The organism is Paenibacillus aurantiacus, assembly GCF_042431225.1.
GTDB classification, from domain to species: domain Bacteria; phylum Bacillota; class Bacilli; order Paenibacillales; family Paenibacillaceae; genus Paenibacillus_Z; species Paenibacillus_Z aurantiacus.
Genome location: NZ_JBHMDO010000054.1, coordinates 183,184 through 207,520 on the forward strand (window position 1 = coordinate 183,184; position 24,337 = coordinate 207,520).

The window sequence follows — 24,337 nt, forward strand, 5'->3', positions numbered from 1 at the left end:
CCGCTCCTTAGGTGCGGGTTTCATTACGCTTCATTCGTTTCCTCTTGCTTTTCGATGATACATTAACGATAAACCGTTTGCTGCGCGGCGGTCTATAGCTACTCAAAATCGCATTGATATCATTCTGCCAAGTGGATTCTAAGATAGCTTGGAATTCTGTAGCTCGCTTCATTAGTTTTAATTGATCATCAATATCTAGACTAGTGAAACCAGGGGCTTCAACCATCTGCTCCACTTGGGTTAACTGGTCATGTTTTAAGCGATAACTGTTTCCACTGAATAATGAAGCTCTTTCGTAAAGATACTTACTAAGTGGTTCACCCAGATACAGCTTAGCAATTCTGTTTAGAATTCCATGGTGTTCCCCTTTCTGATTGGCTGTATCTATGTAACACGATGGAACATCTTTATGAAATTCAAATTTCTTTAATTTGCTTTCGGCAACGCCGGATCTCCGCTCTATATCCGATAGAGTCATCTCTTCTTTCAGTTCGCTAATCAACTCATGCTGGTCGATCCATTTGGTTGTCCGCGGCATATTCATGGTTTTTAATTTTTCTATTTTCCGCTCGGTTTCATTTAAAGCAGGTCGAACATTGCAATAAACCGAATCTCTTCCTGCAGTGCGACAATACGCCAAATAGTCTTCATCATCATGAATTAGCCAATAAAAATCTCCCTTTGTATCTTTTTGAACGGTCAGAGCGATAAAACATTGATCGCTCTTCTCAATAATTCTTTTCCGTGTTTCAATTGTTTTCTCTGCGACTTTTTTTAACCTGTAGGGTTTAATCTTCTTCAGTTCAATGAGCTGTATATCCACTTTGATCATGGTCGATCACCCCCACTATCAAGATACACAGTCATCATTTTGTCCTATTCTCCAATATAAAACAAAAACCGCCTAGCAAAGTAGACGGAGCTGTCGATATCCGTTATGTAGTACCTTCACTGGGTCTCGAACCGAGTTGTTCTGGGAAGATATTAATATGCCGCTCCGATAGTTTTATCTCCTTCAAGTAGACACTCACAAAACCTGAATTCATTATGTACTTTGTAGTTTGAAATTGTAGAGGTCCTTCCATTATAACTTCACTTGATAAGACCTTCAGCAATCGATGAGTCTCCGCGTTTGACTTTTGCTTCCTCTTCCCGCCTTACTTTTGCAAGATTTGACCTAAGTAGACAAAAAAGACGATCGCTCTTATACAGTGCGATCGCCCCTTATTGAATAGTTACCATCCTTTTTCACTTCTTCTGCTTATAAAACTCATGATACAGCTTCATCAGCGCCCTTTTTTCGATCCTCGAAACGTAACTCCGGCTAATCCCCAATTCCTTCGCAATCTCCCGCTGCGTTCGCTCTTCCCCACCCGAGATCAATCCGAACCTTCCAACCACGACTTCCTTCTCCCGGTCATCCAAAATATCCAGGTTCTTATAAATCTTGCTCTTCTCTATCTTCAGCTGCACCTTATCCGCCACATCGTCGGCTTCCGATCCAAGGATGTCGATCAGCGTAATTTCGTTCCCCTCTTTGTCCGTCCCGATCGGGTCGTGCAGCGAAACATCTTTCTTCGTTTTCTTCAACGAACGCAGGTGCATAAGGATTTCGTTCTCGATACAACGGGCCGCGAACGTCGCGAGCTTCGTACCCTTGCCCTGCTGGAAGCTCTCGATCGCTTTGATCAGGCCGATGGTGCCGATGCTGATCAAATCTTCCAGGTCTTCCCCGGTGTTATCGAATTTTTTCACAATGTGCGCGACAAGCCGCAAGTTGTGCTCGATGAGCAGGTTGCGGGAATGCGGGTTGCCCTCCGCCATAAGCTGCAGGTGCTTGAGTTCCTCTTCTTCTTGCAGCGGCTGTGGGAAGGCGTTGTTTTTGACATACGAGACGAGCAGGGTCAGCTGCTTAATAAACAGTGCGATCGCCGCGAATAATCCAGGCATTGTACCGGCCACCTCCATGCTGATTTGACGCGTAGGAACGCTGCGGTTCCGCGCTTTTCTCGGAAGACTGTTCTATAGTGTATGTGGGCGAAGGCCCAAGCGTGCCTGTACGGCCGACGATGAGAAAAATGATTCGTCCCCCTCTCCTCCGGGTATATGAGCAGCCCTGACGTGCTTGAATCTTTCCTCCACTCCATCACGCCCACAACAAACCAACACACGGCAAGCTGCCTATCATCGCGGCCGCCATTCCGCCAGTCTCGGATGTGCAAGGCGATCTGCTGAAGCTGCGCTTCCTCGACACGCAAGTGTAACTTTCTGCTCTAGCCCTTTATCGCATCCTTTCATTAAATATCGCAAAAAAGCGACCGCGCCTCCGATATTCGGAAGGCGCGGTCGCTTTCGTTTGCCTATTCGATATTCGCTCTCTTCTTGGTCTAATCCTTCTCCAGCTGGTGATACAAATCGACGACGCATTCAGAGAAATCCCAGGAGACCTTCTCGGCACTCTCGGCAATTGTGCCAACCCGCTCTTCGAATTCAACCAGCCGCGCCTTCTTCCTATTCCTTCAACTCATACCCGTTCAGCTTCAGATGGGCCTTGAACATCTCCATCGTCGATGGCAGCGTCTCCTTGTCCGGCCACGTCTCGCCGCTCCAGATGCCGGATTGCTTGAGCGCGCGCGGACAATGGACGAACGCCTCTTCGACCTCCACGATGACGGCCAAGCCGGTCGTCTTGCCCCTCCATTGCTGCGCCGCGATCAGTTCCTCGCTCCGCGTTACATACGCGCGGCCGTTAATCCGCAGCACTTCATTCAGGCCCGGGATGAGGAAAATGAGGCCCACTTGCGGGTTGTCCGCGATATTGAGCAGCGAATCGATCCGCCGGTTGCCCATACGGTCCGGGAAGATGAGATGCCGCTCGTCGAGCACCTTGACGAAGCCCGGCTCATCGCCGCGCGGCGAGACGTCTGCCCGGCCCCCGGCCCCCGACGAAGCGAGGAAGAAGATTGGCGACATCGCGAGATATCGCTCGATTCCCGCATCGAGGACGCCGACCGTCTTGCTCACCACCGCGTCATGCGGCTGACCCACGATCGACTGCATCTCCTCCGCCGACGTGATGATTCCTTGTTGCCACTTGCTATCCAGCATGTTCGTCTCCTCTTGGCTGCTGCCGTTCTCGTAGTCGTATTCCCTTGAATCTTCATTGTATCGTCCGGACTGCGAGTGAAGCAACCACGCGACCGCCTCGCTTGACCATCGCTAGCAGCTAACCCGCTCTACCGCGCCCGAACGCCGATCGCCTCCAGCCACGCCTTCGCGATTAGCGATTGCCCCGCCGCAGAAGGGTGGACCCCGTCGCCTGCCCAGTAAGCCGGCCCCGTCTTCATGCTCGCCTGCGCGAACAGCCCGTCGAGCGGGACGTACGCCGTCTTGAACTCCTGCGCCAGCTCGCGGACGGCCGCGATTTTCGGATCGAGATCCTCGCGCCAGCCTTTGCGATCTTCCGGTACCGGCAGCACGAACGGCTCGATGAGCACCAGTCTCGCGTCCAGCCGGTCCAGCGTGCTCGTGATGAGCCGCCGGTAACCATCGTAATACTGCTCCGTGCTCGTCGGATCGTTATTATCGTAACGCCGCCACGTGTCATTAATGCCAATATAAATCGAGACGACCGTCGGATTCAGCGCCAGACAATCCTGCTCCCACCGCTGCTCCAGATCGACAACCCGGTTGCCGCTGATGCCCCGGTTATAGAACGTCAAGTTCAGCTCCGGATAGAGCCGTCCCAGCTCGGCCGCGATGAAATACGGGTAGCCGACGCCCAAACTAGCCGCTTCCTTATAATTGCGCCCACAATCGGTAATGCTGTCCCCTTGAAACAAAATGACGCCGTTCGCCGTAAGCGCTGCCATTTTCCTCATCTCCTCTTCCGCCCTTGCGGGCGTACCCTTGTTTTCCTTCACCTTACCAGAAACGCCGCCGCCGCGTAACCCGAACTTTTTGTCCTTTTTCCATGGTCCTATTGCAGGTACAAGTGCTCATTTCCTTCAACATCCACACTTGTCCCCCTTCATCCCCACGTCGTCCAACATATTATGATTACAACTATCATAAGGAGGGACGATACTATGGCAGTCGTTCACGATCATACCGTATCTAATCGGATTTTGTTGGCAACCTTTGATAAAAACTGGATAAGAAAAAAGGTGAAGGATGGGCATGTCGTTTACCTTTCAACAGCGAACAAAGCAACCATTGAGCTCCTTGTCAGTGGTGAGAAACAAACAATAAAAAGAAGGTTCACGAAAGGTTCTAAGGTAGTTGTCGTAAATGGGACATTCCACTTTCCGCCCCATATACGACTATAGCGAACGGCTTCTTTGAGCGAATTCATTAAGTTCGCGGTAATCAATTGCCAGCTCCCATTCGCCAAGAATGGAGTAGCTGGCTGTTGTGTGTTCCGCTATGCTTCCCGTTACTTCAATGACGAACGGCAGCTGATCGTGCGCCGGGTGCCGTCGTGTCATATAGGTAACTAGCTATTTTTGTTTCCCGAACCGAAGCCGATCACATAACCGTCCGGATCTTGAACAGAAAACTCCTTCCAGACGCCCCAATCATGCTCGGTTACAACGGGTTCTGAGGCTACTAGTGCTCCGTTTGCCTTAAGTTCTTCATATAGACAGTCAAGTTCCTGATGTGTTTTTGCATAGGCATACGTATTCCACACACCCTTGTTAGGTCTGACATCGGAGATGTCTGCTGCTTGAATTAATTTGAATCCTAACCCGAAGTTATCTCTAATGGCCCAGTGCTCGTTAACTTCACATCCCAAAGCCTTTTCATAATAAGATTGGGACTTAGCCAAGTTTGAAACCAATAATACGGTAAGAGAATTTTCTACCTTCGCTTTGGTAATATCCATTAAAGATTGCCTCCACTCAAATGGTATTTTCACCCATTTATGATAATAGCGAATGTATGTTCGTTTGTAAACATCATTTATACTAAAAAAGACCCTCGCCCGCGCCGGATGCGCAAGCAAAGGTCCTTGATACTGCCCTGATACCGCCATGAGTAATATTGCGTACTCGCTGCCCGAAGGCAGTAACAGACTACTTGTTACCCTTTGACGCCCGAGATCGCGACCGACTCGATGATCTGCTTCTGGAAGACGACGAAGACGATCAGCATCGGCAGGAGCGCGATGACCGATGCGGCCATGATGAGCGGATAGTCCGTCTGAATCGCGTACATGGCGTTGAAGCTCGCGATAACCAATTGAAGCGTCTGCTTCTCCGGCGAGTTCAAGTAGATGATCGGCGCCAGGTAGTCATTCCAGATGCCCATGAACCACAGAATGAACTGCGCCGCGATCGCCGGCTTGATGAGCGGGAAGATGACCCGGCCGTAGATGCCGAAGTACGAGCTGCCGTCGATCTTCGCCGCTTCGATGATCGCATTCGGCACGCTCGACAGGTACTGGCGCAGGAAGAAGATCATGACGATGTTGCCGAACAACCCCGGCACGATGAGCGGCTTCAGCGAGTCCGTCCAGCCCAGCTCCGAGAACATGACGAACTGCGGAATCATGATGGATGGGTACGGAATCATCAGCGACGAGAGCAGAATGAGGAAGATCGTATCCTTATACGGCACCTTCAGCTTCGCGAACGCGAAAGCCGCAAGCGACGACGTGAACGTGCCGACGACCGTGACGGACACGGCGATAATGACGCTGTTTTGAATACCGGAGAGCAGCGGACCCGCGCTCCAAATTTCCGAATATTTGCTCCAAATGAACGGGTCCGGAATCCATTTCGGCGGAAGGGCGAATACTGCCATCTTGTCTTTCACCGACGTCGAGACCATCCAGATTAATGGAGCGATCATGACAATCGCGCCGATGGCGAGGAGGACGAAAATAATGCCGTCCCCGATGATTTTGCTGCGTGTACGCATAGGTCAGTTCGCTCCTTTCTAGTCGTTTTGGCTCGATTTGTCGAGTTTGAATTGCAGCAGCGTGACGATGAAGATGAACAGACCGAGCACGACGGACATCGCGGACGCGTAACCCATCTGCAAGTTGCCGAACGCCTTCTGCCAGATGTAGAACACGACGGAGGCCGAGCTGAACTCCGGACCGCCCGTGGACGTCATGATGTTGATCTCGGTGAAAATCTGCGACCCTCCGATGATGTTCGTCACGACGAGGAAGAACGTAACCGGCTTCACCATTGGCCACGTGATGTTCCAGAATGCCTGCCAACCGTTGGCCCCGTCGAGCTCGGCCGCTTCGTAGTAGTCCTTCGGCACGCTCTGAATGGCCGCCAAGTACAGCAGCATCGTGTAGCCAAGACCTTTCCAGATGGCCATCAGCATAATGGCCGGTTTGACCGTATTTTTATCGGCAAGCCAGTTCGGACCTTCGATGCCGAACAGATCGAGGAACTGGTTTACCAAGCCGTAGTCGCCGTTATAGGCCCATTGCCACAGAATCGAGATCGCGGCGAGCGAAGAAATGACGGGAATGTAATAAATGACGCGGAATGCGGTCGTTCCCCAGATCCCCCGGTTGAGACCCAGAGCGAGCAGCAGCGCCAGAATAAGACCGATCGGAATGCCGATCATCATGAAGACGGTATTGAACATCGATTTGTGGAACAACTCGTCGCTCCACAGTTCCTTATAGTTATCCAGACCGATAAAATTCATCTGTCCCAAGCCGTCCATGTCGGTGAACGAGCTGTAGACGGAATAGAGCGTCGGATACAAGCCGAAGATGATGAATCCAAGCACAGGCGGAAGGATAAAGAGCAGACCGTAATATTTTTCTTTGCGGTACAGATTGGACTTCGTCTCCATAAGTCACCCCTGAGTGCGGACGTACTCGGCGATGACGCCTTGCGCTTTCGCCTTCGGAAAGGAAAGCCGCTTGTCGTCATCGCCGGAACGTCTTGACTATTTCTTTATTTAGGTAGGATTATTTCTTGGATTTCGCTTCTTGCTCAAGCGCTTTGTCAAGCAGCTTCTGCATCTTCGGCTGTTCGGATTTGACATAATCCGCCGCCGTTACTTTGCCGTCGAGGACAGGCTGGATATCCGTGAAGAACAGGTTATACCACTCTGCGTTGTATGTGCGCTCGCCTGGCAGGGAACGGCCGTAGTCGTTGACGATATCCATGAACTCTTGCTTGTTCGCCGGCTTCGTCGTCGTGTCGGCTGCCCAAGTGGCCGCCATGTCCTTCAAGTTCGGGATTTGCACCTTCGCGTCAACCAGCATTTGCATGCCTTCTTGGGAGCCTGTCAGGTAGGCAACCAGCTCAGCTGCTTCTTGCGGATATTTCGTTTTGGACGATACGCCGATACCCAGGGAGCCGACCCATGTTGCCGATTTGCCCGTGGAGCCAGCTGGGTAAGGGATCAGGTCATAGTCGAATGGAAGCTTCTCGTAAGTCGGCATATCCCAAGGACCGACCGGGAAGAACGCCAGCTCGCCTTTCATCCAACGTTGGTACGTGTCAAGCGTTTGCGCGTCTTCGATCGACGGCGTGATTTTGTGCACGTTCTGCATATCGGCGAAGTATTGCAGCGCTTCGGCGAACTTCGGATCGTCGATCGTGACTTTCGTGCCGTCTTCGCTGATCCAGTCTGCGCCGTTGCTCCATACGAACGCCTGCAGCGCCCAGTTGACGTTGAAGCCCGTGCCGTATTGGTCCGGTTTGCCGTCGCCGTTGTTGTCCTTCGTCAGCTGCTTGTTGACTTCGATGAACTCATCCCATGTATACGGCTTGTCTTTGTCCGGCAGCGGTACGCCCGCTTTCTCGAACATCGTCTTGTTGTAGCCGAGCGAGAATGGACCAAGGTCTTTCGGCAGGCCGTACAGCTTGCCTTGGCCGACCACGTTGCCGTCGTAACGGTACAGGTTCACGCCTTTATCCCAAATGTTCGCGATATCGATATTGGAGTTGCCTTCGATTTGCTCCGTGATGTCAGCCAGGACGCCGCTGTTCACGTAAGCGCGGAGGTCGCCGTAGTTGAAGTAGAAGACGTCCGGCACTTTTTTGCCCGTGATCGCCGCTTTCAGCTTCGTGGCGTATTGATCGGCTGCCGTTACCGTGATTTTGACTTTCACGCCCGGATGGTCGGCTTCGAATTTCTCGATAACCTTCGTGTAGGCTTTCTGCTCGTCCGTGCCGCCGCGGAACATGAACGACAATTCTTTCGTTTCGACTTTGCCGCTGTTGCTGCTCGTGCCCGCATTGCCGGCGCTCTCGCCGGTTGCGCCGTTGTTACCGCTCTCATTATTGCCGCCGCAACCGCTCAGAACAAGCACGGTAGCCATCGAGAGTGCTGCTACAGACAGAAGACCTTTCTTTTTTGCCACGTTGAACCCCTCCATTATTTATATCATGATTGCTCGCGCGTCTCGGGTGTGATGTCCGCGCATTCATTGAAACCGCATTCATTCGTCTGTGCGATCGGCTCGCCAGCTCTCGGCCATAAGAAAACGGGTGCCGCTTGCTCATGCACGCCTTTTCTTATTTTCGATCAAATTAGTTAATTTATTAACGTCTTTGCTTTTATGTTAGTAATATTATTATAGAGCGCTTTCAAAGTCAATATTTTCTTTCTAAATTTGCTACCCGCTCCTACTAACGCCCCGTAAATACTGAATTTCACAAAAACATTAACGATAACAATAAGGTTAAAACGTCGTCTTCCCGTCCGGTACCGGCTGGCCGAAGTTCGGCGTGCCGTCGGCGTTCCAGCCGAACAACTGCACCCGCGTATGACGGTTCGGATCGTACAACGGATCGCCTGTAATCTCTTTATAATTGCGCGCATGATACACGATCACGTCGCGTCCGTCCTCCGTCACGGTGAAGCTGTTATGGCCCGGTCCGTACTGGCTGTTCGCTTCATTCGTACCGAATACCGGCGTCTCCGACTTGATCCACGATGTCGGATCGAGCAGGTCCGACGTCTCCGCTGCCCAGATAATGCCCATGCAGTAATTATAATCGGTCGCGCTGGCCGAATAGGTAATGAAAATCTTACCATTTCGCTTCAGCACCGCTGCGCCTTCATTAACAAGGAAGCCAATTCGCTCCCAATCATACTCCGGCGTTGTAATCATGACCTGACGTTCGATATCGATTTCCCAAGGACTCGTCATCGGCGCGATATACAGGTTGGAGTTTCCTTTGATGGCCGGATCCTTCTGCGCCCACACGAGATAACGCACGCCTTCATGCTCGAACGTAGTCGCATCCAGAGCGAACGATTCCCATTTCGTGCGAAGCTGCCCCTTCTCGACCCACTCGCCTTCGAGCGGATTGGCGGAAGCGTTCTCAAGCACGAACATCCGGTGGTCGAACAAGCCGTCGTTCGTCTCGACCGTGCGCGCCGCCGCGAAGTAGATATACCATTTGCCGTCCACGTAATGGATTTCCGGCGCCCAAATATTCGCGCTCATCATGCCGGTTTCATATTTGCGCCATGCGACTGCCGGTTCCGCTTGCGCAAGACCCGCGAGCGTCTGAGAACGTCTAACTTCGATCCGGTCGTACTCCGGCACGGAAGCCGTGAAGTAATAGAAGCCGTCGGTGTGGCGGTAAATCCAAGGATCCGCGCGCTGCTCGATAAGCGGATTGGAGATTTCGCGTGCTGCCGAGATGTTGGTCATGCCTGCTTTCACCTTCTCAATAAAAGTTAATATGATCATTAATAATTCATGTTTTTATTATATTTATAACATGAAGTTTAATCAACATCTTTTTTGAGAATGTTTGCGTTTGCAGGCACCCTCAACAGCCGAATCATTCATCCAATCGAGCTGTTTCGCGCCTTTTCGCGCGTTTTACCGACGTTCGAATCAGCTACATCTCGCTATCATTCGCGATTACATTAACCATTTGCGCTTGAGCTATGAACTGATTTGCAAATTCGTGAATGATTGCAGATGTTTAAAGTAAGAATCCATGCGCCTATTGTCCGATCATTCGCAATCCGCTAATCATATCGACGTCAGTTGCCACCGCACGTCTTGTTGCATCATACAATCAACTATTCGCGTCCACCTATGCATTTCATCCCTTTCACGTATGCATTTCATCCCTTTAATGAACATTTTTTTGTCAACCCATTTCTTTCCGACGCAATTCATGCTATTATGAAAGCGCTAACAAATTCATCGTTTAGGGGGCGCATGTTGATGAATCTAGCGAAAGAGGAACGCAATGTGTACGAGAACTTCGAGATCGATACCGACATCCTATACTTCAAGGTGAGCCGGCTGGGGCTCGTCAGCTTTCACGGACGCAACTACAATATAAAGAAAAGCGTGCCGTCCGAACAACTGAACAGCTACATTGCCAGCGGCCTATTCGTCAAAGCCAACGCCAACTGTTACGTCAACGTCCGCAAAGTCATTGCGGTGGAGGACGGCATGGCGCGCTTCGACCGCAACTCGGAATCCAAGCTCGTTCCGGTTTCCAAATGGCATCAGTCCCATTTGCGAAGCCTTTTGTCTTGAACCGGCCATTGTAGGAGCGCGCCGCGCGTAGAACGCGGCCGCGCCCAATGCGCTTAAGCCTTGTTCTCCCTCGCGGGCAACAGGGCTTTTTTGCGTTCGTTTTCCCACTCTCTCCCTCTCATAAGACTGTGCTCGCCGATTAACACTATATCCCATGTGCATACGAAGGGAGGGGTCACCATGGCGAAGCAGCAAGGGCACGGCAAGCAAAACACGACGTCCCGCGATTCCAAGTCCGGCAACAGCAAACCAAACAACAGCAGCGAATAATCCAGTCCATGCCTCCGCTTGACAAACGAGGAGCGGATCTCGTCCACGAGGCAGAGACTTGATCCGCGGCTATGCGGGCGGTCCTTTGCCTGCAGGGATGAGCCGCGCCGTCAGCCTATCCCGGCTGGCGCGCGAACGAGCGAAGAGCCAGAGGAGTGGAACGCGAATGCATTCCCTCCATCTGGCTCTTCGTCTATTCGGCCTCTTCGCGCCGTCCCGCATTGGCCTCGTCGATATTCAGGCTTATCCGGTTCAGCAGACGCGTCAGCTCGCGAATGTCCACCGCGGACAAGCCGGAGAACATTTTGGTCGTGATCACCATGCGCTTCTCCTTCAGCGTCTTGACGATCGACCTGCCCTCTTCCGTTACGGACAGGAAGACGACGCGCCGGTCATCCTGCGCGCGTTCCCGCTCCAGGAGGCCCATCTCGATCAACTTGTCCGCGATGCCCGTTACCGCGCCTGGCGTAATGAACAGCTTCTCTGCCAACACCGATGCCTTCAACGCCCCCTCCTCGGTCAACCGCACCAAGATTCGGGCCTGCATCGGGTTCAGTCCGAACGCGTTCATGCGCGTCCATTCGGCATCCATTCGCCTGCGAAGCTGAATAAACGCCTGATCCAGCTCCATCCATTCCTCGTGCCCATTATCGGTCATTGCGCCATGCCCACTCCTTGCCGCACCTTCGTTCTTTCCCTTAACTTTAGAGGAACAGCAGAGCAAAGTAAAGCGCACAGGAGGCAGTTGTGGTACGGTTTGGTGAACTTCCCCGCCTCCAGGCCAAGAAGCGCTTTCATTTCAACCGCGCTTGTGTGTCGGCGCACCTCCCGCCGCGCGGTGCCATCGCGGCACGTTGTGCCATCGCGGCACGCGGTGATCGGTCACACGTCGGCGGCCAAACCTCGTGCGATGCCCGCGTCTTGCCAATTTAAGAGGCCGTCCCAAGCAACCCGAAGGGTAACAAGGAGCAGCCATCGATTTAGCCTCAAATCTATCCGCGATAACCACCGTTCACCTCGGTCGCAGAGCTTTCTCGGCGAGGCTCCCGCGTTGGATCCTCTACTTCCGGAATGCCAAGGGCGCCACACCCGGCACCGATGCCCGCAGCGCCCGTCGCGCTTCATGGAGCAACTCCTCCAGCACCCAGGCCGACGTCCCCGCAGCCAGTACGGCCATTCCGTGCTTGTGCGTCAGCGATACGCCCGCCGCCCATCGCTGTCCTTCCCGCTCCGGCCATACCGCTAGCGCCTCGCGCACAGCCTCCATCTGCCGCGCGCCGATCGCATCCGAGAACGCATAGAACGTTCCTGTATGCGTCAGATCGCCGAAGCAGCCCGGCGCGTCCAGCAGCTGGCTCGCAGGGTCGATGCGTTGGTTCTGCGCGAAGATGAGCTCTCCGCCCAGCCTCACCCGCATCCGGTTCCGGTACAGCCGGTAGTGGAACAGCTCCCCGCGAAGCGTTCGTCCCGGACACAACACTTCAGCGCCCATCCACAGCGCTCCTGGTGCCAGGTCCACCTCCGTCTCCATGAGCAGCGAAGCATCCTTATAGAGCATGACCGGCTCCGGCATCGACTCCGCGACCGCGCCCGGCGCGAGCGCGAACCGCTGCAGCAGCTCGCTGCCCAAGCCGTCGCTCGGATGCACCTTCGTGTACGACTGATTCGTGATATACACGTGCGCATCCTCGCCGATCGTCCAATCCATCTCATACCGGTCGCCCTCGAGCAATCCCGGCGATACGTCCATCATGATGACCGCTAGCGGCCCTCCGAGCGGGAACGACTTGGCGATCTTGATCGGCGCGTCATGGTACTTCGCGTCCACCCTGGTATGGCCGCCATGGCTGCCGAACGATGCGCGAAGGCGCGACACGCGATGTGCCGCGCCTTCCGAATTAGGCGTGGTTGTGAGTATGCGCATGGCTGTGCGAATGGCCGTGGTCATGGTCGTGGGAATGCGCGGCGCCTTGCGCGTGGGCCAGCTCGTGCGTCAGCCAGGCGACGATCCGATCGGTACCGATTCCCCCGTGCAAATTGGAGAAGACGTACGGACGATCGCCGCGCATCCGCTTCGTATCCGCCTCCATCACTTCCAGGCTTGCGCCGACATGCGGGGCGAGGTCGATTTTGTTGACGATGAGCAGGTCGGAGCGCATGATGCCCGGGCCGCCCTTGCGCGGAATTTTCTCGCCTTGCGCCACGTCGATAATATAGATGAAGCGGTCGACCAGCTCCGGGCTGAACGCCGCCGCCAGATTGTCCCCGCCGCTCTCGATGAAAATCATGTCCAGTCCCTCGAACCGGCTCGTCAGTTCATCCACCGCCTCGAAGTTCATCGACGCATCCTCGCGAATCGCCGTATGCGGGCAACCGCCCGTCTCGACGCCGATGATGCGCTCCTCCGGCAGCACGCCGGTCGCCGCTAGAATACGCGCGTCTTCCTTCGTATAGATATCGTTCGTGATGACAGCCAGATTATATTGATCCTTCAGCGCCGCCGCCAGCTTCTCGACGAGCGCGGTCTTGCCGGAGCCGACCGGCCCGCCGATGCCGATCCGAATCGGGCGCTTCTCCGCGACGATCGGTTTCTCCCACTCCACATGCGTATGTCCTTGTCCTTGGCACATAACGATCCCTCCCGATTGATGATGCGAACCTTAGTCGAACCTATGCGAACCTATGACATAAACAACCGCGAATACAGCGTCTCATGCCGGATCATCGCGATATCCGCGAGCGGCATGTTCGCGTACGCGTCTTCCGGCTCCATCTCCCGCACGGCGTCCCACGCTTCGGCCGCCGCCGGCATCAGCCGGGCGATGAGCGCCTGACCCTCCGTCTGGCCGATCGACATGAGCCGCAGCGCGCTGTTGACGCACGTGACGACGCACATATATAAGTAACCTTCCGCCGCCTGGCGCTCGGGAATGCCGAGCTCCCGGCACGCGAGGCCGAACACGAGCGGATGCGTCGCTAGCGCGCGTCCTTCGCGCGCCGCCTCCGCGAGCGGACGCAAATTCAACTGCGGATAAATATTGCCGAGCAGCTGCAGCAGCCGCCGTCCCATCTTCTCGATGCCTGACCGCGTCTCGGCCGCCGCCCGCTGCACGTGCACGAGCCGTTCGAGCGCGAATAACCGGTCCCAATCCTCCCCCGGCACATCGCGGTAGACGGCCTTGATGACCATCGCATCCGACGTCGCCCAGGCTTGCCGAAGCATCGCCAGCGTATAGGCTTCGAGTTGAGCGCTCGACGCGACGCGCCCCTCTTGTACAAGCGTCTCCAGGCCGAACGAATGCGAGAAGCCGCCGATCGGCAAGGCCGAGTCGAGCAGCTGCTGCAGCGCCAGCCAAGGCACGACGTCCCGCTGAGCGGCAGCCGCCGTTTGCCCTTCCTGTCCCTTCACCCTGCCGCCACCGCCCTTCGTCTCTAGAACAGAAAATATCGCTGGGCCATCGGCAGTACGTCTGCCGGCTCGCAGACGGCGGGTACACCGTCCGCCTTCACCTCGTACGTCTCCGGATCCACTTCGATCTTCGGCGTGGCGTCGTTATGAATCATATCTTTCTTCGTAATCGTCCGGCAGCCGCGGATCGGCTCCACCCGCTTGAAGAGGCCCAGCTTCTCCTTCACGCCAAGATCATAGGCCGCCTGCGAGACGAAGGTGATCGAGCTTGCGCCAATCGCTTTGCCGAAGGCGCCGAACATCGGACGGCCGAACACCGGCTGCGGCGTCGGGATCGAGGCGTTCGGGTCGCCCATCTGCGCGAAGGCGATCATGCCGCCCTTGAGCACGAGCTCCGGCTTGACGCCGAAGAAGGCCGGACTCCATATCGCCAGATCGGCGAACTTGCCCGGTTCGATCGATCCAACCAGATGCGAGATGCCGTGCGTAATCGCCGGATTGATCGTATATTTCGCCACATAGCGCTTGATGCGGAAATTGTCCCCCTCTACATCGTCCGTCTCGAGCGGTCCGCGCTGCCGCTTCATTTTGTCCGCGGTCTGCCATGTCCGGATGATGACCTCACCTACACGACCCATCGCCTGGGAATCCGAGCTCAGCATGCTGAAGACGCCCATGTCGTGCAAAATATCCTCGGCCGCGATCGTCTCCGGACGTATCCGCGAATCCGCGAATGCCACGTCCTCCGGGATGCTGCTGTCCAGATGGTGGCACACCATGAGCATATCGAGATGCTCCTCGATCGTGTTAATCGTGAACGGACGGGTCGGATTCGTCGACGACGGCAGCACGTTCAGCTCGCCCGCGGCGCGGATAATGTCCGGCGCATGGCCGCCGCCCGCGCCTTCCGTATGGTACGTATGGATGGTACGGCCTTTGAACGACGCAAGCGTGTCTTCGAGGAAACCCGCTTCGTTCAGCGTGTCGGTATGGATGGCGACCTGCACGTCGTACTTGTCGGCCACGCTCAGGCACGCGTCGATCGCCGCCGGGGTCGTCCCCCAATCCTCGTGCAGCTTCAGCCCGATCGCGCCGGCCTCGACCTGCTCGATCAGCGGTCCTTCGAACGACGCGTTGCCTTTGCCGGTGAAGCCGATGTTCATCGGGAACGCTTCGGCCGCTTCCAGCATGCGCGCCATATGCCACGCGCCCGGCGTAACGGTCGTTGCATTCGTCCCCGTTGCCGGCCCCGTACCGCCGCCGATCATCGTCGTGACGCCCGAGGAGAGCGCCGTCTCGATCTGCTGCGGACAGATGAAATGGATATGCGCGTCGACGCCGCCGGCGGTGACGATTTTGCCTTCGCCGGCGATGACCTCGGTGCTCGCGCCTGCGATCATGTTCGGCGATACACCATCCATGATGTCCGGGTTGCCGGCTTTGCCGATGCCGACGATGACCCCGTCCTTGATTCCGATATCGGCCTTTACGATGCCCCAATGGTCGATGATGACGGCGTTCGTGATGAGCGTATCCAGCACGCCCTCATCCCGCAGCGCGCCGCTCGATTGGCCCATGCCGTCGCGGATAACCTTACCCCCGCCGAACTTGCACTCGTCGCCGTAGACGGTATAATCGCGCTCGATACGCGCCCACAGCTCGGTGTCGGCCAGCCGCACCGCGTCGCCGGTCGTCGGCCCGAACATATTCGCGTAGCTTTCGCGGCTCATCCGGCTCATGGCTGCCCCCCTCTCCATGCCGCAAGTCGCGCACGAACCTCATCCGACATCCGTCCGTGCACCGCTTCGCCACCGCTTAGTCCATTCAAGCCATAGGAGCGCTTCGCGCCGCCAAGCTCCACCAGCTGCACCGGCTTCTCTTCCCCGGGCTCGAAGCGGACGGCCGTCCCGGCCGGAATATCGAGGCGCATGCCGAACGCCGCTTCGCGGTCGAACGCCAGCCCCCGGTTCACCTCGAAGAAATGAAAATGCGAGCCGACCTGCACGGGACGGTCGCCTGTATTCACGACGATGAGCGGGATCGTCGCCCGGCCCGCATTCAGCTCGATCTCCCCGGGCTGGGTACGGTATTCTCCTGGTATCATCTATGTCCCCATCCTTCCTAGCCTGAAAATGAATCGCTTCTGCTAATGCGAGATCGGGTGGTGAATCGTCACCAGCTTGGTCCCGTCCGGGAACGTGGCTTCGACCTGCACCTCGTGGATCATCTCGGCAATGCCGCTCATCACCTGATCGCGCCGCAGAATCGTCGTGCCGAATTCCATCAGCTGAGCCACCGTCATCCCGTCGCGCGCCCCTTCCATGATTTCGGAGGTGATCAGCGCCACGCTCTCCGGGTAGTTCAGCTTCACCCCGCGCGCCAGTCGCCGGCGGGCCAAATCGGCCGCCACAGTAATCAGCAGTTTTTCTTTCTCCCGTTCGGTCAGTTGCATTCGACTTCAGCTCCGTTTTGGTTGGACTCCACAAAAAAAATTTATCGCGGTGGTCCGCTAAATTACGACAAATTACCTCACATAAACATCACTCAATTACAAAGGGGATGGACTTTTCACGGAGGCCCTCAAGTAAAAACGCTACTTTTTTCCGCTTTAGACCCATTATAACGACCGCCGCATTCCAAGTAAATATGTTTATGTTAGTTTTTGTGACATAAGCACAACTGGAAGCGGTTGTTTTCGGCACCCTTGCCCCTTGCGCCAGCGTTCCTCCAAGAGGGGACGATGTAGCCATTTGCCAAGCGTTGTGATAGACTATCAAATATTAAACTTTCTTGCAGGACCGCTATTTAGGCGGGTTTGCGCCCGCAATAATTAGAAAAAACACAGTTGTCAGACAACGAACAGGAGGAACACATATGGCGGCAAAAAGAATGCGCTCCGACATGATCAAGAAGGGCTTTGACCGCGCTCCTCACCGCAGCTTGCTGCGCGCGGCAGGCGTCAAGGAAGAAGATTTCGACAAACCGTTCATCGCGGTCTGCAACTCGTACATCGACATCATCCCAGGTCACGTGCATCTGCAGGAATTCGGCAAGCTTGTTAAGGAAGCGATTCGCGAAGCTGGCGGCGTTCCGTTCGAATTCAACACAATCGGCGTCGACGACGGCATCGCAATGGGCCACATCGGCATGCGCTACTCGCTGGCAAGCCGCGAGATCATCGCCGACTCGGTCGAGACGGTCGTCAACGCACACTGGTTCGACGGCATGGTCTGCATCCCGAACTGCGACAAAATCACGCCGGGCATGATGATGGGCGCGCTGCGCGTCAACATCCCGACGATCATGGTATCCGGCGGCCCGATGAAAGCCGGCAAAACGTCCGACGGCCGTTCGATCTCGCTCTCCAGCGTATTCGAAGGCGTAGGCGCCTACCAAGCGGGCAAGCTCGACGACAAAGGCCTGCAAGAGCTCGAACAGTTCGGCTGTCCGACCTGCGGCTCCTGCTCCGGCATGTTCACGGCCAACTCGATGAACTGTCTGGCGGAAGGCCTCGGTCTCGCGCTTCCGGGCAACGGCACGATCCTCGCCGTCTCCGAAGATCGCAAGGAATTCGTCAAACGCTCGGCACGCCAGCTGATGGAACTGATCAAGCTTGGCATCAAACCGCGCGACATCGTCACGAAAGAAGCGATCGACAACGCGTTCGCCCTCGACATGGCGCTCGGCGGTTCCACGAACACCGTTCTCCATACGCTCGCCCTGGCGCACGAAGCGGAGATCGAATACCCGATCTCGCGCATCAACGAGATCGCCAGCCGCGTGCCGCATTTGGCGAAGATCGCTCCGGCGTCCGACTGGCACATCGAGGACGTGCACGATGCCGGCGGCGTTAGCGCCGTCATCAACGAGCTGTTCAAGAAGGAAGGCGCGCTGAACGGCGACGTCATCACCGTAACAGGCAAAACGCTGCGCGAGAACGTGGCTGGCTGCGAGATTCTGAACCATGAAGTCATCCGTCCGATCGATAACCCGCACTCCGAGCAGGGCGGTCTGGCCGTATTGTTCGGTAACATGGCTCCCGAAGGCGCGATCATCAAGGTCGGCGCGGTGGACAAGTCCGTCGGCGGCTACCACAAAGGTCCGGCCATCTGCTTCGATTCCCAAGACGCGGCGCTTGCCGGCATCGCGAACGGACAGATCAAAGAAGGCCATGTCGTCATTATCCGTTACGAAGGTCCGAAAGGCGGACCGGGCATGCCGGAAATGCTCGCTCCGACGTCCCAGATCGTCGGCATGGGTCTCGGCGCGAAGGTCGGCCTGATCACCGATGGCCGGTTCTCGGGCGCATCCCGCGGCATCAGCATCGGCCACGTCTCGCCTGAAGCGGCCGAGGGCGGACCGCTCGCGTTCGTGAACGACGGCGACATCGTCGAGCTCGACATGAACAACCGCACGATGAACGTGCTCATCAGCGACGAAGAGATGGCAGTCCGCCGCGCGGCATGGACCGGCTTCGAGCCGAAGATCCGCAAAGGCTACCTGGCCCGCTACTCCCACCTCGTCACGAACGCCAGCATGGGCGGCGTCATGAAAATCTAATCGCGCTCGCGCGTCTAACGACAACAAGGACCTCAGCTGCCACGACATCGTGGCGGCCTGAGGTCCTTGTCTATTGGTATTGACGCTTACGCGCCAGCCGATATCGCCGACCCGTATTCGACCTTATGCTCCCCATCTCATTTGGCCTCACACCTCCCGGACCATCCGAAGCGCATAAAAAAATGCCGCCTAGGGCGTGACGCCCCCGGCAGCATTATGTCCTTCGAAATCGTTATGGGATAATGGCGTTGTACCTGCAGATGCATGTTTGCCATCCTTGTCCTCAAGCCCGGCCGCGGAGCTGCGCCAAGCTTGGTCCGATGGATCACCGCCGTAGCGGTGCCAGAAATATTCCATGGACATCGCCATGGCCCGCGGATTCAGCTTCTCCTTGTGATCCTTCAGTCTGGATTTGCCTGCCGGATTGAGTACCCGCAGCATAAGCCTCAGATACATTCTCGTCATGGTATCGAACAAGCCTTTCGGCAGGTCGCTGACCGTAAAGCCGAACTTCTCCACGCCTCGGTTAATCATGCTGATTCCATAGATGGCCTGCACATCCTGGTACTCCTTGCGCCCGGCGATCTGAGCGGCGATTCGAGGCAGCGTGCTCTCGACTTCCCGGATCATGCGAATAGCCAAATGCATCAGCGATCTGGACTCCATCATGAAACGGTGCAGCTTCCCATTATCCAGGTGCAGCTCAATTACTTTATCCTTGTCATGCAAATTACGGCCATCGCCCAGCTTCATCGTCTTCCCGTGATATTGGGTCACCCGGATATGGAAGATGCTGTCGCTGCCGATCGATTCCAGCCGGAACACTTTATGGAACAACTTCTCCCACGCCAGCCAAGCCGCTACAACACCCCGCTTCAATAGGCTCGGCGTGCTCTTGGCGGCTTCCTTATGCTTATCCGTGATCGCGATCATCTCCGTGATGTGAACGAAGCGTAAACCGCGTTTGGTCCCTTCCTCCATGTAATGCTCCAGCGCCTTCAGCATATTCGCGGGCGCGTCGTGATCCGCGCCGAACGTATCGCCGCAGTCGTGCAGCAGCAGGACCTGCCCAGGCTTCAACTTCTTCATCATCCGCTCTGTCAGCCGCTCCGCGCCTACCCGCTTGCGCCAATCGCCGAACAGCGACGTCCAGAGGATAATTTGCAGATAGCCGAGATTGGAGAAATCGAATAAGTTGACGATGCCCCAAGGCGGCCGATAATAATGTACCCGCTCGCCCGTAGCGCCCTTAATGATGTCGTACGTTTTCTGAATTTGTTTCTTCACCGTCGCCGGACGCATGAGCCAGTTGCTCTTGTGAACGTAGTTATGAATGCCGATGACATGTCCTTCCTCATGCATCCGCTTCAGCAGCTCCGGATGCTGCTGCGCATGGACGCCGACAACGAAGAATGTCGCCTTGGCGTTGTATTTCTTCAGCAAATCCAGCAGCTGCGGCGTATACACCGGATCCGGACCGTCATCGAACGTAAGCGCAATCTCTTTCTCTGCACGCCCTTTCTTAAATACGCGAAAACCGAACGTTCGGCTGACAAGCCCTGGCAAAAAAGCGTAAAAAGTCAAAAAATAAAAGACCCACAACAATATATTCTCCATGTCCGTTCCCCACCATCCTAGTCTCGATCCCCGTCCGTATGGAAGGCGGTGCTCCTGGTAGTCCTTCACTATTGTAACATACACGCGGCGAAAACGGCTATGGTTGCGAATCCCTTGCAAAGCGTGTGTTTCCCGATTTTCACAGGCCGAAATCCATTAGGAAATCCTGTAAAACTATAGTACAATCTTGATATTACTTAGAGCATACGAGAAAAGGAGTCAGATCATGCTTTCCTTCTACCGAAAATATTGGCGGACCGCGTTCGATATCGCGCTCATCGTGCTTACCGTCTGGCTGATTTTGTTCACCTTCAGCTATCTGTACCGGATCGCCACGCCGATTTTCCTCTCGTTCATTATTTTCATGATTATTGAACCTCCAGCCAGGTGGCTGACACGGCTCGGACTCAAGAAGTCGATCGCCGCGGGCATCTCCATCTTGCTGTTCACGATCGTCATCGTCGGCGCCTTCCTCGGCGTTTCAGTCATCATCGCGAAACAGGTGGACAATTTGGGCGACAACCTCGGCGCCTACCAGGATCTGTTAACCACTGAGTTTACGAGCAACACCTCGTATCTGAAGCAGAAGTACGAAGGCCTTAATTTACCCGATAACGTCATCAATGGCATTACCGAAGCGCTGGATTCGGTGACCCAATGGGGCACGAACGTCGCGAAGAGCTTCCTGTTTTCCCTGGGGGGGTATTTGACCTCCTTCTCCACCTTTATTTTTAATTTCGCGATCGGGATTATACTGGCGTATTTCCTGAGCGTGGAGATTAAAGACTGGAAGCGCACCGCGAGCGAGAAGACGCCGCGCACGTTCAAGAATGCCTTCTTCTTCCTGAAGGATAACGTATTCCGCGGCATCGCGATTTATTTGAAGGCTCAGATGAAGTTGATCGCCATCACGTTCATCGTCATCTTCGCCGCCCTGCTGGCGCTTGGCGTGAACAACGCGCTGGCGATCTCCACGCTGGCCGCCGTGTTCGACGTACTGCCGTTGCTTGGCGTCGGCACCGTGTTCGTGCCTTGGATCATCTACCTGTTCATTGTCGGCAACACGACGCTGGCCATTTGGCTCACCGTGCTATTCCTGTTCGTCGTGCTAACTAGGCAAATTCTCGAGCCGAAGATTACAGGCGATACGCTCGGCGTCTCGGCGTTCACGATGCTGGCGTTCATGATCATCTCGTTGTCGCTGTTCGGCATCGCGGGGGCGATCCTCTCTCCGATTCTGATGATTCTCATCAAAGCGTTGTACGATCAGCGTTATTTTCACCGCTGGATCCGAGCGCCCAAGGGGGAATACGGCCCTGCCGTCGCGGAAGCAAGCCCCCGAGAAGAGGATCTATCGTAGTATTGAAAAGGCTGGAGCCGGGACGTATCCCGATCCAGCCTTTTATTATTCGGCCAATCCGCCGACTTTCGCCGCTCGCCCCAGCGCCCGTAAGACGACTTCAACATGCCGTGGCGCCCCTCCAGTAAACGAGCGCCATTCTCCTCCTGTTGAAGCGCTTGGACCAAACCGCCGAGATCCGGACCAGATCCCGCACGATCCCTTAGCCCCGCGCCTGGATTGCATTCCCCCGGCATGGACGAACGCGGGTCGTCAAACACCGCGCGCTTCTTCCGCCTTCGGCTCCTCCCTTACTTCGCGCCTTTCGCCGTTTCCGCGGCCAACATATTCATCACCCCGCGGAACAACGCCGTTGCCTGATTAGCCGTGTTCGGCAGCCGATTCTCGACCAGCACGGCGACGGCGTAGCGCGGCGAGTCCACCGGTCCATAGCCGGCGAACCATTGGTTATTGCGCGGATTCCCCGCTCTGACCGTCTCCGCCGTACCCGATTTGCCCGCAACCTGCCATACGCCGGCCTTGATCGATCTGCCCGTACCGAAATCAACCACCGCCCGCATGCCTTCCAACAGCTGACGCGCCGTACTCGGTGACACCTGGCCGTATACGGACGGCGTGGCCTGCACCGGAAGCTCCGTAACGAGCTGGCCATTCGCATATCGGATCTCGCGCACGATTCTCGGCTGGAGCACACGTCCATGATTGAGCAGCGTGACGATCATGTTCGCCGCTTGCAGCGGCGACAACCTCGCGTCTCGCTGGCCGATGCCCGTTTGCGCTAGGACGCCGCCATCCACCGCCATCCCTTTCGCAAACACGGTCCCGCCCTCTTCCTCCGGCAGCAGACGGACTGCCCGGCCGAGCGGCAGCAGATTCTCCTCGCTCACCCAACCGATCCGTCGGCCGATCCCCAGCTTGTCCGCCGTCTGCGCAAGCTGTCCCGGCGTTAACCGCTCGGCAATGGACGCGAATGCGATATTGCATGAATTCGCGAAGGCCCCCTTCAGATCGAGCGTCCCATGGCCGTTCTTCTTCCAGCAATGCAGGCCGTATTTGCCATAAGAACCGCCGCAGGCGAACGTCTCGCCCGCGTGTACGGCGCGCGACTCGAGCGCAGCCGCCTCGGTGACGACCTTGAACACTGAACCCGGCACCGCCGCGCGAATCGCATGATTGGCTTGGTCAGTGCCAGCTTGTCCGAGACGGGATGGGTCGAGCTTCGGACGGGAGGCCATCGCCAGGATATCCCCATTCTCCGCGTCGAGTACGACGACCGCCCCCTCCTTCAGTCCGCTTCGGTCGAGATAGTCTTCGATTCGCCGTTCGATGCCCCGATCCAGGGTCGTGACGACGCGAAGGGGATAATACGGATTATGCGACCCTCTAAGACGCATATCCAGACCCGGCAGCGGCTCCGACTTCGCGTCCGTATAGAACGAGACGCCGGTCGGTCCCGCTCCGCGCAGAAGCGGATCGAGCGCCCGTTCGAGCCCCGCTCCGCCGAGCAGCGTCGTCTCGCGCATGCTCCCATCTTCCAGCGCTTCACCATAATTCGAACGGATATATTCTGGATGTTGGCTAACATAGCCTAGTGCTTGGGCGGCCATATAATGATCCGGGTAACGATTGCGATAGGGCAGCACCCGGACGCCGTTCAGCCTTAAGCTAGCGAGTACGGCTGCTTGCGCTTGGGTCAGCCGCGCAGGCGCGCGTCCGCCTGGCGAGATCCAGAAGGCCGGTTCACGCAGCCCGTTCATCCAGCGGGACAGCTCGGACTCGGATACGCCGAGCGCCGCCGCCAGCCGAATCAGCGCGTTGTACCGGGCGGCGGCATCCTTCTGGCGCGCCTCTGCCCGCATTGGGAACACCGCCAGCGCTTGATATGACTCTCCGGTCAGCGCCAACCCGTTCCGGTCGTAGAAGTCCCCTCTGCCCGAGTCGAGCATGAGTGAACGCTCCCGCTGCATGACCGCCTCGCTGCGCCAATCCTCCCGCAGCCCCGCGGCCTGGCGCGAAGGCGCGATTTGCAGCCAAGCGAGCCGGACGAGCAGAAGTACGAGCAAGCCGCTAATTCCAATCAGCATGCGAAAGATGCGTCCATTTCGTTGTCCGCGAAGCCCATTGCCTTTCATGCGATTCCCTCCGGAAGCTAACCTTTTGCTCCCCAGTATCTCCTTGGGGTGCCTCCCCCAAACCCCCTAGATGCCCCCTCCTCCGAGATTGTCCCTCCTCCGAAATTCTCCCTCCTCCCACCTCCTCCGCCGAGGAGGCCCCAAAGGGCGCTGCCCTCTGGACTCCCTTTTCGTGCTGGCACACTGGGTTGGTGGTTGGCGGGTGCTTTCGAGCGAGGCACGCTTTTGCCCTGACGGGCAAAGCTAATTGTGCGGCATCTCCTCCCGCCTCCTCCGCCGAGGAGGCCCCAAGCATATGCTTCCGAAGCGCGCTTTCCGTTGGAAATCGCTCAAGATCCGCCCTTTGGACACCCTTTTCGTGATGGCACATTGGGTTGGTGGTTGGCGGGTGCTTTCGAGTGAGGCACGCTCCCTCCCCCTTCCCCTCCGCTCAATGCTGTTAGGTTAAGCTTTACAGGCTGCGCCGTTTGATGGAGGAGTACCTATTTGCG

22 protein-coding genes are annotated in these 24,337 nt (G+C 56.2%); 4 read left to right on the plus strand and 18 right to left on the minus strand.

Going from position 1 to position 24,337, the window contains the following annotated elements; all coding sequences use genetic code 11:
• Nucleotides 1-7: 7 nt before the first annotated feature.
• From ACFFSY_RS33755 to ACFFSY_RS33770, 4 genes are all read right to left on the minus strand, one after another.
• The gene (locus tag ACFFSY_RS33755) at nt 8-832 is read right to left on the minus strand and encodes a hypothetical protein (protein ID WP_377502781.1); all 825 of its coding nucleotides are present in this window, start codon (nt 830-832) and stop codon (nt 8-10) included.
• Between the two features lie 416 nt (nt 833-1,248).
• On the minus strand, nt 1,249-1,950 hold the full coding sequence (gene sigK / locus ACFFSY_RS33760) for an RNA polymerase sporulation sigma factor SigK (protein WP_377502782.1): 702 nt from the start codon (nt 1,948-1,950) through the stop codon (nt 1,249-1,251).
• Nucleotides 1,951-2,511: 561 nt separating this feature from the next.
• A complete protein-coding gene (locus ACFFSY_RS33765) occupies nt 2,512-3,192 on the minus strand; it encodes an MSMEG_1061 family FMN-dependent PPOX-type flavoprotein (RefSeq protein ID WP_377502784.1) in 681 nt (226 codons plus the stop codon).
• 44 nt (nt 3,193-3,236) lie between these two features.
• Nucleotides 3,237-3,872, minus strand: a complete 636-nt coding sequence (locus ACFFSY_RS33770) for an SGNH/GDSL hydrolase family protein (protein WP_377502786.1) — start codon at nt 3,870-3,872, stop codon at nt 3,237-3,239.
• Between the two features lie 216 nt (nt 3,873-4,088).
• Here ACFFSY_RS33770 and ACFFSY_RS33775 point away from each other — a divergent pair, with 216 nt between their 5' ends.
• A complete protein-coding gene (locus tag ACFFSY_RS33775; RefSeq protein WP_377502788.1) occupies nt 4,089-4,328 on the plus strand; it encodes a hypothetical protein in 240 nt (79 codons plus the stop codon).
• Between the two features lie 167 nt (nt 4,329-4,495).
• On the opposite strand, the gene ACFFSY_RS33780 is transcribed toward ACFFSY_RS33775, so the two are convergent.
• The 5 genes from ACFFSY_RS33780 to ACFFSY_RS33800 form a co-directional block, all read right to left on the minus strand.
• Nucleotides 4,496-4,885 (minus strand): VOC family protein, encoded by a 390-nt coding sequence (locus ACFFSY_RS33780; RefSeq protein WP_377502790.1) that lies wholly within the window; start codon nt 4,883-4,885, stop codon nt 4,496-4,498.
• A gap of 197 nt (nt 4,886-5,082) precedes the next feature.
• A complete protein-coding gene (locus tag ACFFSY_RS33785) occupies nt 5,083-5,922 on the minus strand; it encodes a carbohydrate ABC transporter permease (RefSeq protein ID WP_377502792.1) in 840 nt (279 codons plus the stop codon).
• An 18-nt stretch (nt 5,923-5,940) separates the two neighbouring features.
• A complete protein-coding gene (locus ACFFSY_RS33790; RefSeq protein WP_377502794.1) occupies nt 5,941-6,825 on the minus strand; it encodes a carbohydrate ABC transporter permease in 885 nt (294 codons plus the stop codon).
• Nucleotides 6,826-6,943: 118 nt separating this feature from the next.
• On the minus strand, nt 6,944-8,347 hold the full coding sequence (locus tag ACFFSY_RS33795) for an ABC transporter substrate-binding protein (protein WP_377502796.1): 1,404 nt from the start codon (nt 8,345-8,347) through the stop codon (nt 6,944-6,946).
• A 321-nt stretch (nt 8,348-8,668) separates the two neighbouring features.
• Nucleotides 8,669-9,649 (minus strand): glycoside hydrolase family 43 protein, encoded by a 981-nt coding sequence (locus ACFFSY_RS33800; RefSeq protein WP_377502798.1) that lies wholly within the window; start codon nt 9,647-9,649, stop codon nt 8,669-8,671.
• A gap of 528 nt (nt 9,650-10,177) precedes the next feature.
• Here ACFFSY_RS33800 and ACFFSY_RS33805 point away from each other — a divergent pair.
• Entirely contained in the window at nt 10,178-10,498 is a 321-nt protein-coding gene (locus tag ACFFSY_RS33805; RefSeq protein WP_377502800.1) for a hypothetical protein, read from the plus strand.
• Nucleotides 10,499-10,961: 463 nt separating this feature from the next.
• Here the strand turns inward: ACFFSY_RS33805 and ACFFSY_RS33810 are convergent, their stop codons facing one another.
• From ACFFSY_RS33810 to ACFFSY_RS33840, 7 genes are all read right to left on the minus strand, one after another.
• A complete protein-coding gene (locus ACFFSY_RS33810) occupies nt 10,962-11,426 on the minus strand; it encodes a MarR family winged helix-turn-helix transcriptional regulator (protein WP_377502802.1) in 465 nt (154 codons plus the stop codon).
• 402 nt (nt 11,427-11,828) lie between these two features.
• On the minus strand, nt 11,829-12,644 hold the full coding sequence (locus ACFFSY_RS33815; protein WP_377502804.1) for an urease accessory protein UreD: 816 nt from the start codon (nt 12,642-12,644) through the stop codon (nt 11,829-11,831).
• A gap of 22 nt (nt 12,645-12,666) precedes the next feature.
• Complete coding sequence (ureG, locus tag ACFFSY_RS33820) at nt 12,667-13,398, minus strand: urease accessory protein UreG (protein WP_377502806.1); 732 nt, start codon at nt 13,396-13,398, stop codon at nt 12,667-12,669.
• A gap of 50 nt (nt 13,399-13,448) precedes the next feature.
• Nucleotides 13,449-14,177, minus strand: a complete 729-nt coding sequence (locus tag ACFFSY_RS33825) for an urease accessory protein UreF (RefSeq protein WP_377502808.1) — start codon at nt 14,175-14,177, stop codon at nt 13,449-13,451.
• Between the two features lie 23 nt (nt 14,178-14,200).
• On the minus strand, nt 14,201-15,916 hold the full coding sequence (ureC, locus tag ACFFSY_RS33830; RefSeq protein WP_377502809.1) for an urease subunit alpha: 1,716 nt from the start codon (nt 15,914-15,916) through the stop codon (nt 14,201-14,203).
• Nucleotides 15,913-16,281, minus strand: coding sequence for an urease subunit beta (locus ACFFSY_RS33835; RefSeq protein WP_377502811.1), 369 nt, complete (start codon nt 16,279-16,281; stop codon nt 15,913-15,915). Before ACFFSY_RS33835 ends, ureC begins: the two co-directional genes overlap by 4 nt.
• A 42-nt stretch (nt 16,282-16,323) precedes the next feature.
• The gene (locus ACFFSY_RS33840; RefSeq protein WP_377502813.1) at nt 16,324-16,629 is read right to left on the minus strand and encodes an urease subunit gamma; all 306 of its coding nucleotides are present in this window, start codon (nt 16,627-16,629) and stop codon (nt 16,324-16,326) included.
• 422 nt (nt 16,630-17,051) lie between these two features.
• Between ACFFSY_RS33840 and ilvD the strand changes: the two genes are divergently transcribed.
• Complete coding sequence (gene ilvD, locus ACFFSY_RS33845; protein WP_377502815.1) at nt 17,052-18,737, plus strand: dihydroxy-acid dehydratase; 1,686 nt, start codon at nt 17,052-17,054, stop codon at nt 18,735-18,737.
• Between the two features lie 189 nt (nt 18,738-18,926).
• Here ilvD and ACFFSY_RS33850 read toward each other — a convergent pair whose 3' ends face one another.
• Nucleotides 18,927-20,354 carry a polysaccharide deacetylase family protein gene (locus ACFFSY_RS33850; RefSeq protein ID WP_377502817.1) on the minus strand — a complete coding sequence of 476 codons (1,428 nt, stop codon included), beginning with the start codon at nt 20,352-20,354 and terminating at the stop codon, nt 18,927-18,929.
• Nucleotides 20,355-20,580: 226 nt separating this feature from the next.
• Here ACFFSY_RS33850 and ACFFSY_RS33855 point away from each other — a divergent pair, with 226 nt between their 5' ends.
• Nucleotides 20,581-21,714: an AI-2E family transporter gene (locus ACFFSY_RS33855; RefSeq protein ID WP_377502818.1), complete on the plus strand. Its 1,134-nt coding sequence runs from the start codon at nt 20,581-20,583 to the stop codon at nt 21,712-21,714.
• A gap of 290 nt (nt 21,715-22,004) precedes the next feature.
• Here the strand turns inward: ACFFSY_RS33855 and ACFFSY_RS33860 are convergent, their stop codons facing one another.
• Nucleotides 22,005-23,846 carry a peptidoglycan D,D-transpeptidase FtsI family protein gene (locus ACFFSY_RS33860; protein ID WP_377502820.1) on the minus strand — a complete coding sequence of 614 codons (1,842 nt, stop codon included), beginning with the start codon at nt 23,844-23,846 and terminating at the stop codon, nt 22,005-22,007.
• Nucleotides 23,847-24,337 lie beyond the last annotated feature (491 nt).

What these genes read in the sequence shown, in the direction of transcription:
- ACFFSY_RS33755 (WP_377502781.1), bottom strand. Translation starts at nt 832, where the DNA reads ATGATCAAAGTGGATATACAGCTCATTGAACTGAAGAAGATTAAACCC.
- sigK (WP_377502782.1), bottom strand. Translation starts at nt 1,950, where the DNA reads ATGCCTGGATTATTCGCGGCGATCGCACTGTTTATTAAGCAGCTGACC.
- ACFFSY_RS33770 (WP_377502786.1), bottom strand. Translation starts at nt 3,872, where the DNA reads ATGGCAGCGCTTACGGCGAACGGCGTCATTTTGTTTCAAGGGGACAGC.
- ACFFSY_RS33775 (WP_377502788.1), top strand. Translation starts at nt 4,089, where the DNA reads ATGGCAGTCGTTCACGATCATACCGTATCTAATCGGATTTTGTTGGCA.
- ACFFSY_RS33780 (WP_377502790.1), bottom strand. Translation starts at nt 4,885, where the DNA reads ATGGATATTACCAAAGCGAAGGTAGAAAATTCTCTTACCGTATTATTG.
- ACFFSY_RS33785 (WP_377502792.1), bottom strand. Translation starts at nt 5,922, where the DNA reads ATGCGTACACGCAGCAAAATCATCGGGGACGGCATTATTTTCGTCCTC.
- ACFFSY_RS33790 (WP_377502794.1), bottom strand. Translation starts at nt 6,825, where the DNA reads ATGGAGACGAAGTCCAATCTGTACCGCAAAGAAAAATATTACGGTCTG.
- ACFFSY_RS33800 (WP_377502798.1), bottom strand. Translation starts at nt 9,649, where the DNA reads ATGACCAACATCTCGGCAGCACGCGAAATCTCCAATCCGCTTATCGAG.
- ACFFSY_RS33805 (WP_377502800.1), top strand. Translation starts at nt 10,178, where the DNA reads ATGAATCTAGCGAAAGAGGAACGCAATGTGTACGAGAACTTCGAGATC.
- ACFFSY_RS33810 (WP_377502802.1), bottom strand. Translation starts at nt 11,426, where the DNA reads ATGACCGATAATGGGCACGAGGAATGGATGGAGCTGGATCAGGCGTTT.
- ureG (WP_377502806.1), bottom strand. Translation starts at nt 13,398, where the DNA reads ATGTGCCAAGGACAAGGACATACGCATGTGGAGTGGGAGAAACCGATC.
- ureC (WP_377502809.1), bottom strand. Translation starts at nt 15,916, where the DNA reads ATGAGCCGGATGAGCCGCGAAAGCTACGCGAATATGTTCGGGCCGACG.
- ACFFSY_RS33835 (WP_377502811.1), bottom strand. Translation starts at nt 16,281, where the DNA reads ATGATACCAGGAGAATACCGTACCCAGCCCGGGGAGATCGAGCTGAAT.
- ACFFSY_RS33840 (WP_377502813.1), bottom strand. Translation starts at nt 16,629, where the DNA reads ATGCAACTGACCGAACGGGAGAAAGAAAAACTGCTGATTACTGTGGCG.
- ilvD (WP_377502815.1), top strand. Translation starts at nt 17,052, where the DNA reads ATGGCGGCAAAAAGAATGCGCTCCGACATGATCAAGAAGGGCTTTGAC.
- ACFFSY_RS33850 (WP_377502817.1), bottom strand. Translation starts at nt 20,354, where the DNA reads ATGGAGAATATATTGTTGTGGGTCTTTTATTTTTTGACTTTTTACGCT.
- ACFFSY_RS33855 (WP_377502818.1), top strand. Translation starts at nt 20,581, where the DNA reads ATGCTTTCCTTCTACCGAAAATATTGGCGGACCGCGTTCGATATCGCG.
- ACFFSY_RS33860 (WP_377502820.1), bottom strand. Translation starts at nt 23,846, where the DNA reads ATGAAAGGCAATGGGCTTCGCGGACAACGAAATGGACGCATCTTTCGC.